The organism is Actinomyces wuliandei (assembly GCF_004010955.1).
GTDB lineage: Bacteria > Actinomycetota > Actinomycetes > Actinomycetales > Actinomycetaceae > Actinomyces > Actinomyces wuliandei.
In genome coordinates this window covers 2,658,169-2,670,597 of the sequence record NZ_CP025227.1, presented here as the reverse complement: position 1 = coordinate 2,670,597, position 12,429 = coordinate 2,658,169, and the positions used below count along the sequence as shown (strand labels likewise).

Here is a 12,429-nt window from a genome sequence, read left to right as displayed (position 1 = left end):
TGGCTGGTGTGGGCGGTGGAGGGCCGCCCACACTGAGGCACTGAGTTGAGGCACTGAGCTGAGACGATGACAGGGTGACGAGACAGGGTGACGACGGGGCGCAGACGGGACTAGACGGGCGCGACCTGGCGGGCCAGCTCGACGAGGTCGTCAAGGTGGGGTGAGATAGTGCTCACGCTGGCGCCCCACAGCCGCATCACCAGGTCTACCGGGACCGTCGGCAGACCTGCCAGCCGGAGTACCAGCGCTCCCTGCGTGGGGCCCGTGCTGTCCCCAAAGGCTGAGAACCCCGCCATGTCGTGACCTGGGCGCAGGCGGACCGGCTCTGCCTGTGGCAGCATCTGGGCGATGATCCTGCGCTGGGTGGCCCGGCGTCCCTCCTTGGACCCGTCGTCCTCGGCGATCTCCAGGCTGAGGTCGACCATGAAGGGAGGCTTGGCGGCGTCCTCTATGTGCATGAGACGGGCAAAGCGCCCCTGACGCTCCATGGCCTGGAGCTCCTCCAGCAGCGACTCCAGCTCCGAGCGCCACTGCGGCCCGGTGACGCCCAGGTAGGCGCTGCGGTGCCTCGCCTCCTCCCGTGCCCATCCCGGGGGTGGGAAAGGCGGGATGATCACCCAGTACTGGGGATCAGGCGTGACAGCGATCTGCACGTCGTGCTCCTTCCGAGACCTGTGGTCCGACACAATGTAGTCGCCTAGATGTCTACGATGTCTGTCTTGTGAGAGACCGAGGGCCGCACGTGACGATGGTGCCAGCCTCGACGGGCAGGCGGGCTGTCCGAGCGCTCGTAGATACGGGGCTTCTTCTTGCAGTCTTTGCGGTGACTGCGCACCACGGCATCTTATTCGCTCTTGGCGCCACTGCGGGTCTTATGGCTGTGATGACTCTCATGACAGCATTGACAGGCGCCTCCCCCGGGGGTCTGGTGACCGGAACCCGGCGCCGTCGGATTGCCTCCCAGGGCACGGTTCCAGGCTGGGCCGCAGTGACTTACGCAGTTTTTGTCCTGCTGGCTGCCGTTCCCACAGGCGGGGCCGCCGCGCTGCTCCTGTGGCTAACTGCACTACGGAGCGGAGGCAGGTCGTGGTTCGACCGCATGGCGGGTACGGTCCTCATCTCCTCGCGGGCGGTCTCTGCCAGCTCATGCACGCTGCTCCTTGACGGGGAGGCCGTCGCGGTGACCGGTCCGCTGGTGCTGGGGCGCCAGCCCTCGCCCCTCGACTCCCACCCGCAGGCGCGGCTCGTGGCGGTCCTCCGGGGTGATGACTCGGTGTCAAAGACCCATCTGCTGGTCTGTCCGGGTGCCGACGGCGTCCTCATGACGGACCTTGGTTCCACCAACGGTACCTACGTGGAGGACTCGCACGGAGCTCACCGCCTGTCTCCAGGACAAGAGGAGTACGTGCGACGTGGTCGGCAGGCATACTTGGGTGACGGAGTGTGCGTCGTCCGCTGAGGAGAAAAATATGACTGACAGTACGGATAAACTTGCGTGGTGGTCTGAGGGGCCGTGGACAGGCGTCGCCACGGCCCGCGCGGTGATGCTTCTGCCTCCCACGGTGCCTCAGGACCTTACGGAGCGTCTGTGGCGGCTGCTGCGCAGCGAGGAGGCGTCCCTGACCCAAGCCCTGGACGAGCTCGTCATCGGTATGGGGGGGCGCCTGGGATCGATTCCCGACTTCGCGCTCGCGGTGTCCGCCCCGGACGGCATGATGCACGTGGCGCTGCGGGGCTCAGCCCAGCTGGAGGTTGACGGTCAGGCCCTCGACGCCTCCAGCGTCACTACCTGGCTGGAGACGGCCTACGCCTCCCCGAGGTCCGTGGTGGCGCGCTCGCCTGAGCGGCCCGGGTCCGTCTACCGCCCGGTTGCTGACGCTGTGGTGGTTGCGGGAGCCCTTGCACTTGGCAGTGACGGCGACCGCAGGCCGGGCGGCTCTGGCAGCGAGCCGGGGCAGACGGCTTCCGGCGCCGGGGAGTCGGACGACGACGCCGACCCTGAGCGAGCCCCCGCTGCTCGGCTCCGGCGCAGGTCCAGGGCTGTCACCGACCAGTCCTACGCCTGGTCCTCCGACCGGCCTTCCGGGCTTAGTGACCAGAGCGTCGGCCGGGACGCCGGGGCGGCCCCGGCCCTGGACAGCCCGGGCGCTGTCCCGGACGAGCGGGGCGCCGATGCAGTCAGCCGGGAGGAGGATGCTGCACCGTCCTCGGCACCTGGCGATGCAGGCGCCGACGCAGGGGGCGGGCTCGCATCTGCTGACATCGCCACGTGGGCTCAGCAGGATCAGGGGGACTCCGAGACGGTCCAGGAGACGCCTGAGGCGGCAGGAGACGACGACCGGCCGACGCAGGTTCCTGTCTCACCCCCTGGCAGCGGCGGTACGGCTGAGGTGGCTGCCCAGGAGGAGCGGGAGGAGACGGGTGCCGGCCCTGAGGGCTCGGCGGACTCAGAGGAGTCGACGGACTCAGAGGACTCAGCGGCTGAGGGTGCTGATCGTGACGCAGGTCATCGTCCTGGCCACGGTCCTAGTGACGGTCCTGCTTATGGACCTAGCCGCAGCGCGGAACACAGCACCGTCAGCACTGCCCCGGCCCAGAGCGGACGGCGGACGTGGGCCGAGGCCTGGACCGGCGAGTGGACCGGTGCGATGCACCGTCTGGCCCGGTCGCAGGCCTCTGGTGCCCTGGATGAGGTGTCCGCAAGGGGTGAGGGCGGCAGGCAGGACTGGGCGCGGCCAGACGCCCCGCCTGCCCCGTCTGAGGAGGTTCCAGCGACGGCGGCGACTCCCTCGGACGCGGCTGCACTGTCTGCGGCTCCTGTCGTCACTAACTTGCCTGGCTCTGGCGGCGGTCAGGGAGAGGGGCGCCTCGGTGGCACTGGCAGTCCCGCCGACGGCGGTACTAATGACGGTACGAACGTCGGCACTGACAATGGCCTTCTTGACATCAGTGCTGGCAACAGTGCTGGTGGCGGTGCTGACGGCGGCCTTGGCAGCGGTCTTGGTACTGGTCTTGACACCTCTGCTGACGCCGCTCCTGCTGGCTCAGACGGTGGTTCCGAGAGTGGCTCCGGGGGCGACTCCGACGAGCCGGGCGGCGCTGGTGCCCTGGTCGACGACACCGCTGCCGGGGAGCGTGCCGGGGACCACGACGGGAGCACGCTCTCCGATCTTCCTGAGGACCTCTCGTACCGGCTGCGCGACGAGATGGTCGGTCCGGACGAGCCCGAGGAGGAGACGATGGCGCAACCTCCTTCCAGCACCTGGGCCGGGCCGAGGAGCGAGGAGGGCCTCTCAGGAGGCTCTGTGTCACAGAGGGAGGCGGCTCCCCGGGTCGCTAGGGCGAGACCCTACGGTGATCACGACGGTCACACCGTCTCGGGCCTTCCTGAGGACCTGGTCGGCGAGCTGATCTCCCTGGTAGGTGGTGACGTGCCCGGACCGGGTGCGACAGCCTCCGTGGTGCCAGCACCGGCACCGGAGCCCACCTCGGTGCGCGTGGTGCTGTCGGCCGTGTGCGGCAACGGGCACCCCAACCCGACGAACTACACGACCTGCAGGCAGTGCGGGGCGGACCTCAACCGTCCGGCCAAGTCGGTAGCCTGCCCCTCTCTGGGCCGCCTCACTACCTCATCCGGCGAGTCCATCGACCTGGACCGTCCTGTCCTGGTGGGACGTAGCCCGGCGCCGACAGACGTCCCCACCAGCAGCGACGTCCCGGTACGCGTGCTGACGGTCCCCAGCCCCAACCAGCTGGTCTCGCGAAACCACGTCCTCATCGACCTGGACGCCTGGAGCGTGCTCGCCCAGGACCTGGGCAACTGCAACGGCACTGTCCTCACCAGGGAGGGCGAGGCCCCGGTGCGCCTGTCCTCCTCCGCCCCGGTGCTGCTGCGCAGCGGCGACGTGCTTGATGTCGGTGACGGGCAGGTCCTCACCTTTGAGAACCTGCCCTGATGCTGGGCCAGGAGACAACGCCTCCTGTTATTGCCGGGTTCACCCATCTCGGTGTCCTCGGCTCCGGGGGCTACTCGACGGTCTATCTCTTTGAGCAGCAGATGCCGCGTCGTGAGGTGGCCGTCAAGGTCATGAACGCGGACGTGGCAGACAGGAGCGCCAGCCGTTTCGAGTCCGAGGCCAACCTCATGGCCCGGGTCTCCTCCCATCCGGCTATCCTGTCGATCTACGGTGCTGGCGTGTCAGCCGACGGCCACCCCTTCCTGGTGATGGAGTACTGCCCTCCCCCGACCCTCGGGGCGATCCTGCGTCAGGGTGCCCTGAATGTCGCAGAGGCTCTGTCAACCGCTATCCAGGTCGCGGGCGCGGTGGAGACCGCGCACCGCGCCGGGATCGTCCACCGTGACATCAAGCCCGCCAACATCCTGTTCACCACCTACCGGCGTCCGGTGCTGTCGGACTTCGGGATCTCCGTGATGAGCGGCCCGGAGGGGACTGAGGAGCTCAGGGGCATGAGCGTGCCTTGGGCGCCGCCGGAGCAGCTGGTCGGGATCCGCTCGGCAAGTCCTGCCTCCGACGTCTACTCCCTCGGTGCGACGACCTATGCCATGCTGACCGGGCACAGCCCCTTCGAGGTCGGTGGTGCGCCCGACGTCTACGAGCTGTCCCGGCGTATCGTCAAGGACCCGCTGCCTCCCCTGGGGCGTCAGGACGCCCCGCCCTCTCTGCACCGGGTCCTGTCCGTGGCGATGGACAAGAGCCCGCAGGCCCGCTACCCCACGGCCCTGGCCCTTGCGCGTGCGCTCCAGCAGGTCCAGGCCGAGCTCGACCTGCCGGTGACGACTGTCGACCTGTTCCAGGAGGCTGACGCTGCGACCGCACGTCCTCCCCATCCCGAGGAGGACGACGCTGCCACCAACATGGGAGTCTTCAGTCAGGTCCACAGGACGAGTGACGGGCTGACGGTACGGGTGGACCCCGACGACCCCGCACAGCCCGCCACCGTCCCTGAGGCTGTCGACGGGGACGCTCACGCGGGACGGCGCTGGGAGGCCGTCGGCAGCCCTGTCACCCACTCCCGCGAGGGCAGGTTGCGCGCAGTCGTGGGGGTGGTCCTGGCCGTGGTTCTTGTCGCCGTCGTTGTCGGTGTGGTCCTGGTCGCCCGCGCTCGGGAGGATCATGGGCAGTCATCCTCCTTCGAGACGATGGTGCCGCCTGCCGGGGCCGCCGACCCGCTGGGCAGTGGCGTCCCCCTGCCGAGCGACGTGAACGGAACTGCCAACGAGGACGGGACGGTCACCTTCTCCTGGGACCCGCCGTACGAGGAGTGGGCTGGTGGCTACCTCGTCCGGGAGGTCGTCCCGGACGAGGACACCGCTGTGGAGTCCACCAGGCGCACCTCGGTGGTGGTGGAGGCGCGTCCCGGGCAGACATGCCTGGAGGTCTCAAGCCTGCGGCAGGACGGCAAGGCCTCCCCGGCCGTTACTGCCTGTGTCGCCTCCTAAGGCACTGCTACCAGGGTGCGGCCCTGCGGACCGGCAGGTCTGTGCAGTATCCAGGCAACAAAAACGTCATAGGACAGCGGAACTTTATGTTGTCCTATGACGTTTCTGTTGTTCTTCTGCTACTCCGAGCTGTTCTGCGCCGGTCTAGCTGACGACCTCGACACGGAAGCCGATGCGGCCGAAGAACACCGTCTCTCCCTCGCGCGCAGCCAGGGCTACGTCGGGAACCGCCGGGACGGTGGACCCGTCCTGACGCTCCACCCTGGTGCCGTTGGTGGAGTGCAGGTCAGTCACCCACACGCCGTCCAGCAAGGGGAAGATCGCGGCGTGCGTCTTGGAGACCGACCGCGTAGGGTCCGTCAGGGCGATGCGCTCTGCGCCGGGGTAGGAGGAGATGTTGTCGGGGTCGCGGCCGACGACGGTTGGCTCCTCGACAATGAGGGGTTTACCACCCAGCTGTGGGACAAGGCGTACTGACAGTGAGGGACTGAGCGAGCCGTGGTGACGCGTGCCGTGCGACGTCGCCGTCGCCTCCTGGGGTACGGCGGCCTGGGGCGGCGTCGAGGCGCTGCCCGAGACGGGGGCAGGCGGAGGCGCGGCCCGGTGCGTGCCCCGCATCTGCGGCACCTCAATGGTGGGAGGCACCAGAGGCTGTCCCGTCGTCTGGGAAGTCTGGGACGGGGAGCTCTTGCCGGAGGCTGAGGCGGCTGACGCGACGTCATCTGGGGACGGGACCCCCTGGGGGTCGAGAAGGTTGATCACTGAGCCCCCGGAGGAAGGGTGCTCCGGGCTGGCTGGGCTCTCTGTGGCGGCGGGGTCGGTTCCCGCTCGGAGGCCGTCCGCGTGGGCGGAGTCGGGAGCCGGCCCCTGCTGAGGAGAAGCAGGAGCACTGCCTGGCACCGGCCCTGACGACCCGCCCCTGGGACTGTCCTCGATAGCCGTACGTACCGTGTCGGGAAGGTTGTCCATCGTGGTGGAGTCGAGCACTGTCGGGACCGAGGACCAGGGGACTGAGTCGATAAGCGCCTGGGGCGAGTGCCCGTCGGTGGGCACGGCTCTGGTCGTGTCCGAGGTGCTGGAGACCTGCGCGGCGCGGGTGGCATAACCTCTGGGGCGTGCCGTGGGGAACGTGGGTTCCCTCTGTGGCTGGTAGGCGGTGTGTACCCCGCTGGCCGGCTCCACGCGGGGGCGGGTAGAAGGAGTCTGAGAGCTGTTGGCTGAGGCGGTCGGTGACTGGTTCAACCGAGACTGCGCCCTGTGCAGTGGTTCTTCCATCGGCGAAGATGCTACGTCGTTCGCAGCGGGCGCGCCTGTGCTGGCGAGCGCGTCCGACGGAGTCGTGGAGGGGGTGGGCTCAGACGGTGCCAGCCGCCGCAGCCTCCGGCGGGCGCGCGGGGGGCTGGGGTGGGCCGTGGGCCAGGGACCGGTCGCGAGCGTGGGAGAGGACGCGGCAGCCCCGGCGGTGGCCGAGGCTTCTGGGCGCGTGGGCTGAGGCGCCTGGCGAGGGGAGGTGTCCGAGGACGCTTCCGCCGGTGCTCCCGGCCCTGTATCCGTCTGGGGTGTCACGCCATGGTCAGCGTGGTGGTCGGTAGCATTGTGCGTCGGTTGAGGCTGGGCACGGGGCATGGACAGGGCCGTCAGGCCTGAGATGCGGTCGTGCCAGCCACGGTGCTGCGGGTCCTCGTTCACTGAGCGAATGAGAAAAATCACTCCGAGGCCCAGGGTCGCGGCGGTGACGACGACTGTCAGGTCGGTGTAGACGAACACGCCCAGGGGCGAGGGGGCCAGGGTCCTGGCGTCGACCAGACGTACCCCCATGACCCGGCCTCCCAGTGACCAGCCGGTACGGGCCAGCAGAAGGCCCCGCGCTGCCACAACTATGACAAGTGCCACTATAACGCTGAGAGGGAGCGAGCGTCCTGCGGCCAGGTGGAGCAGGGCGGTGAGCAGGACCACAGCACTGAGGTCGGCGGCCACGTCAATGGCTCCAGCCACCAGGCGTGCGCGCGCAGGGGCCGGGCCTGCCAGCAGGGCCGGGTCGCCCGGGCCTCTGCGGGAAGGAAGAGAGCTCGTCGTCATGATCGGTACCTCCTGGGGGGACGTCGACGAGGAGTCCGTCCGGCCGGGTGCACGAGCGACCGCAGGGACAGCCGAGCCTGGAGCCTGCGCAGCCGCGGGCGGTCCGCGCTCATAGCACGAATGATCGCGTCGCAGGAGCTCCACAGCTCCCCTAGAGCGTACGACGTCGGATCGTCTGGGCCGAACACCTGGGTGTCGACGGCGTTGGCAAATGTCGGTAGGTCAGCTTGGGGAAAGTGGGGGTCGAGCTCGTGGGCCGCCTCCCGGCGGGTCGCGCCCCAGGAGGGTGCACGGCCCAGGTCGCGTGCCCGGTCCACCAGCTCCTCCCAGGACCCCAGGGCCGAGTCCACGCCGGTCCTGCGTCGGCGTCTCAGGCGTCGCAGGACCTTCCACCCCACGATGGCGCCCAGTACCGCTGCCAGGCCCAGGATCGAGCCTGCCGCCAGGAGGACCGCCCGCAGCGGCCCTGAGCCCTGGTCCTCCTCCGTGCCGTCGTTGTCAGGGTCCTCGTAGGACGGAGGAAGGTCGGCGGGGTCCTCCTCCGGCAGCGGGGGCTGGAGGACCTGGGGCTCGGGGTTGGAGACCTTCTGCGTCGTCTGCTGCTGGGGGACCTGGTCGCGGTCGGGGGTGACGTCGACGGCGACCCACCCCAGGGACTCGAAGGGGACCTCGACCCAGGCGCTGATGTCAGCCCCGGTGACCGTCGTGGCGTCCCCGTCCGTGGACGGGTTGAACCCCATGACCACCCGGGCGGGGATCCCCAGGGAGCGGCACAGGAGCATCATGAGGACGGAGTACTGCTCGTCGTCACCCACCAGGGACTCCGCCTCCACCATGGAGGCGATCCGTGCCGCGCCGTGCCCGGGGGAGGAGGGGCTCTGGGAGCCGTCGGAGTAGTAGCTGGTGCGCAGTCGCTGCTGGAGGGCGCGCACCTGGGACAGCGGGTCGGACTCGCTGCCGACGATCTCCGCCGCGAGCGCCACGACCGAGGAGGGGACCTGCTCAACCGGTCCCAGGGAGACCTGCGCCAGGGAGTCCGTACTCATCTGGCTCTCGGACGGTGGGGCGTAGGGGCGGACCGTCTCGGCCAGGACGTCACCCTCGACCAGTCCGGCTGTGAGGATCCCGGTGGCAGAGAAGGCGTCGTAGTACAGGCTCTCGCTGAGCTCGGCCCGGCGGGGGCCGGAGACCTCGATCCGCTCCGTGGCTGAGACCGTGGGAACCCAGGGGAAGGAGTATCCCCTGACTGACAGGGTGACGGCCTGGGCACGTCCCGGGGCGGTCGGTGCCGGGTAGGACGTCGCTGCCGAGCCACTGAGGGAGGTCTGAGCGCCCACGCGCTCGAATCGTGACCCTCCCACAGGGCTTTCCCCGACACGGGCTGCCAGGCCGTCGTAGGAGTCGAGGGCGGCGACACGCACCCGGGTGCCCTCCGGGGCTCCTGACAGGGCCAGGAGCTCGGTGTCTGCCAGGTCCGTCTCGATGCTGCGCACCAGGGACAGGGGCGTGGCGTACTCGCTGAGGCTCAGGGGAGGCTCGAGGACGTCGCGCAGGACCGTTCGTGCCGCAGGGGTCAAGGGGTTGACGACAAGGACCAGGCTGAGGGCGCTCACGGTTGTCGTCACCGCCAGGGCCGCGCCACGGCGGGTGGCCCTGGACATGGCCACGGGGGCCGGGGCGGAGGTGAGGCTGCCGGGTCGGCCGGAGCCGGTGTCGTCGCTGAGGGCTTCCTCCACGCGCAGGCGTCGGCGTCTCAGGGAGGCCGTCGACCACAGCAGGAGGAGCCCGGCTGCCAGGGCGGGACCCAGCAGCCTGGGGGCGACCTGTGACTGTCCGCCCCAGGCGATCGCGACCAGCGGAGTCACCATGGCCACAGGTCCCGCGAGGACGTCACGGCCGGAGAGGACCAGGCGGGTGGCCAGTCCGGAGACGCTCAGGCAGGTCAGCCAGGGCAGGACGGTCATCGCCGTGAAGGAGCCCAGGGGCAGTGGCACGCTCAGAGAGTCTCGCCACACGGTCACGCTTGCCGCCAGGACGGCCAGGACCGCCTCGCGCCCGGTACCGACGTCGGGGAGCAGCCACGGGGCCATGACGACGTGGACGACCGCCAGGGCCGCTGTGGTCGGCAGCGCCGTGAGCCGCAGGGCGGAGCATCCCAGGGCAGTAGCAGCTCCTGCCCCGATGCCGTACAGGGCAGCCAGGTAGCCCGAGGTCCCGCCGAAGACGGGCAGGAAGGGAAGGGCGCCCGCTGCCAGGAGCGCGGTGGTCAGCACCACCTCCAGCACCGCTGTCGCACGCCCCGGGGGCTCGGGCCTCTTCTGGAGGACCTGGAAGCGGTGGTCGAGCAGAGGCCGCCGCGAGGAGGGAGGCGGAGGAGCCGGTGGGGTGAGCCGGCGCGCGGGACGGGTCGCCTCCCCCTTGCGCGTGGTGCTGCGCGGGGCGGGCTGCCCGGTCAGGTGCCCGGGAACGTGGGTCTCGTGGGAGGCGGGTTCCTGGGCGCGCAGACCTGGGGCGTGGGCCGGGCCGAGGCGGCGGAGGAGGGCGGGCAGCGGGCTCATGCCGCCTTCCTCAGTGCTGTAGGGAGCTGTTCGAGCCGGTCCAGGTCCACCACTGGGAGGTCTCCTGCGTGCAGCCGGGACAGCGGGCGCTGACCGGTGCGCAGCGCCAGCATGGACACAGAGGGAGGGACCAGGGAACGGGCTGCGGCCAGGACGGCCCGTGAGGTCTCCTGGCCGGTGACCAGGACCACGACAGAGGCCTCGGGGGAGGTGGCGCAGCCGTGCCTGGCCAGGTCGTCACAGGTTCCTGTCTCCTCGCGCACCTCCAGGAGGCAGGAGGTGTCCAGCAGCCGCAGCGGCGAGGCCGTGGGCAGGGAGGTCTCCTGGGTGAGCAAACGGACCTGCCTGCCGTCCCTGAGACCGTCGACCGCCAGGGAGCAGGCCACCGACACCGCTGTCTCGAAGTCCTCCTCGCCCGCGTAGTCCTTCGCCCGGACTGACAGCAGGACCAGGAGGCTGGACCTGCGGGTCTCCTCGAACTGTCGCACCATGAGGCGGCCGGTCCGCGCCGTGGTGCGCCAGTGGACGTGGCGCCGGTCGTCTCCGGCGACGTAGTCGCGCAGGGCGTGGAAGGAGACGTCGGAGCTGGACAGGTCCTGGGTGACTGCGCCCTCAATGTCCCGCAGCGTCCCGTGCAGGACCGCTCCCAGACGCAGCGTGCGGGGGTGGATGTGGACCGTCTGGGCGGTGGTGCGGGCGCGCTCCAGGTGGAGCAGGCCCACAGGGTCGCGGGCTACCGACACCACTGGTCCCACGACGACGACGCCACGGCGCCGGGTCGGCAGGACGAACCCTCTGTCGTGGCTGCCTCCTGGAGGCAGGGCCGGGACCACGAACACGGCCCTTCCCGCACCTACAGGCATCTCCATGCGGGCGGGCAGGAGCGGACGGGAGCGCGTGCTGGTCACGGTCACGCGGAAGAGGGCGTAGTCGCCGACCGTGACATAAGGGTCCAACAGGGAGTGCGTGACGCTGTGGCCCTCGCGGGGGAGCAGCCACAGCCCGGCGCTCAGGACGACTACGCCCAGGACGGCGGCGGCCCCCCACGCCTCCTGCCACCCGAGACGGCTTCCCAGGAGGAGGCAGCAGGCCAGTACTGCCAGGCAGGTCCAGCCGACCGGACTGAGGGCGCGCACGAGCCGGGAGAGGCGACGGGCGCGGATCCGTAGGAGGGACATGGCAGGCAGGCGCAGGCTGAGGCCCTGGGGCTGCCTGCCGACCGGGGCGGAGGAGGGCGTGGCGCCAGGAGGACTGCCGGGGCCGGGGGAGGGGGTCGCTGTCACGAGCGTCGCGTGGGTGCGGGCACCGACGACAGCGCCGAGGTGACGACTCCTGCGGCGGTGGCTCCGGTGAACTCGGCGTCAGGGTCCATGACCAGGCGGTGGTCCCACACGACGTGGGCCAGGTCCTTGACGTCGTCGGGCAGCACGAAGGTACGGCCTTGGGCGGCTGCCCACACCCGTGCTGCCCGCGTCATGCTGATGGCGCCGCGGGTGGACACGCCCATACGGGTCTCGTCAGCCTGGCGCGTGGCCTCGACCAGGGTGCTGATGTAGTCCAGGACTGATCCCTCCACGTGGTTGGCTGCCGCGAGGTCCGCCATGGAGGCCACGACGGAGGAGGCCACGACGGGTGCCAGGTCCCGGGAGCGGTCAGGCCTGGCTGAGCCTGCCAGGATCTGGGTCAGCGCCTCCTGCGCCGGGTAGCCGATGGAGGTCTTGAGGAGGAAGCGGTCCAGCTGGGCCTCGGGCAGCCGGTAGGTGCCGGCCTGCTCCACGGGGTTCTGGGTGGCGATCACCATGAAGGGTCGTCCGACCTCGTGGCGGGTGCCGTCCACGGTCACCGTGGACTCCTCCATGACCTCCAGCAGCGCGGACTGGGTCTTGGGGCTGGCCCGGTTGATCTCGTCAGCCAGGACGATCGAGGAGAAGACGGGGCCGGGGTGGAACTGCCAGGAGCCGTTGGCCTGGTCGAAGACCGTCACGCCGGTGATGTCGCTGGGCAGGAGGTCCGGGGTGAACTGGATGCGCGAGCTCGTGCCCTGTACGGAGGCCGCCAGGGCGCGTGCCAGCGCTGTCTTGCCGGTTCCGGGGGCGTCCTCCAGCAGGAGGTGTCCCTCAGCGAGCATGGCCGTCAGTGCCAGGCGGATGACCTCCTCCTTGCCGAGAAGGGCCTGTCCGACGTTGGTGACGATCGTGGAGAAGGCCTCGGCGAACCAGGTCGCGTTCTCCTGACTCAGGGGCATAGACAGTCCTCCTCTGACTTCCGGTGGGCTTTCCTCGGGCGGGGGCGGGGCGCGGTGAACGGGCCCGGACCATGTCGCTGGTGCCG

The 12,429-nt window shown here is 70.1% G+C and carries 8 protein-coding genes; 3 read left to right on the top strand and 5 right to left on the bottom strand.

The genetic code is table 11. The features are described 5' to 3' along the window. Positions 1-110: 110 nt before the first annotated feature. Positions 111-653: a hypothetical protein gene (locus CWS50_RS11025; RefSeq protein WP_127842827.1), complete on the bottom strand. Its 543-nt coding sequence runs from the start codon at positions 651-653 to the stop codon at positions 111-113. Positions 654-988: 335 nt separating this feature from the next. Here CWS50_RS11025 and CWS50_RS11020 point away from each other — a divergent pair, with 335 nt between their 5' ends. From CWS50_RS11020 to CWS50_RS11010, 3 genes are read left to right on the top strand one after another with little or no spacing between them, the layout of a single operon-like run. Next, a complete protein-coding gene (locus CWS50_RS11020) occupies positions 989-1,459 on the top strand; it encodes an FHA domain-containing protein (protein WP_243118311.1) in 471 nt (156 codons plus the stop codon). A gap of 10 nt (positions 1,460-1,469) precedes the next feature. Beyond that, positions 1,470-3,956, top strand: coding sequence for an FHA domain-containing protein (locus CWS50_RS13655; protein ID WP_243118310.1), 2,487 nt, complete (start codon positions 1,470-1,472; stop codon positions 3,954-3,956). After that, positions 3,956-5,461 (top strand): serine/threonine-protein kinase, encoded by a 1,506-nt coding sequence (locus CWS50_RS11010; protein WP_127842826.1) that lies wholly within the window; start codon positions 3,956-3,958, stop codon positions 5,459-5,461. Before CWS50_RS13655 ends, CWS50_RS11010 begins: the two co-directional genes overlap by 1 nt. A 144-nt stretch (positions 5,462-5,605) precedes the next feature. On the opposite strand, the gene CWS50_RS11005 is transcribed toward CWS50_RS11010, so the two are convergent. From CWS50_RS11005 to CWS50_RS10990, 4 genes are read right to left on the bottom strand one after another with little or no spacing between them, the layout of a single operon-like run. Beyond that, entirely contained in the window at positions 5,606-7,540 is a 1,935-nt protein-coding gene (locus CWS50_RS11005) for an RDD family protein (protein ID WP_127842825.1), read from the bottom strand. After that, the gene (locus CWS50_RS11000; protein ID WP_127842824.1) at positions 7,537-10,098 is read right to left on the bottom strand and encodes a transglutaminase-like domain-containing protein; all 2,562 of its coding nucleotides are present in this window, start codon (positions 10,096-10,098) and stop codon (positions 7,537-7,539) included. Before CWS50_RS11000 ends, CWS50_RS11005 begins: the two co-directional genes overlap by 4 nt. Continuing rightward, positions 10,095-11,381, bottom strand: a complete 1,287-nt coding sequence (locus CWS50_RS10995) for a DUF58 domain-containing protein (RefSeq protein WP_243118309.1) — start codon at positions 11,379-11,381, stop codon at positions 10,095-10,097. Before CWS50_RS10995 ends, CWS50_RS11000 begins: the two co-directional genes overlap by 4 nt. Next, complete coding sequence (locus tag CWS50_RS10990) at positions 11,378-12,343, bottom strand: AAA family ATPase (RefSeq protein ID WP_127842823.1); 966 nt, start codon at positions 12,341-12,343, stop codon at positions 11,378-11,380. The genes CWS50_RS10995 and CWS50_RS10990 overlap by 4 nt, the downstream gene beginning before the upstream one ends. Between the last annotated feature and the right edge of the window lie 86 nt (positions 12,344-12,429).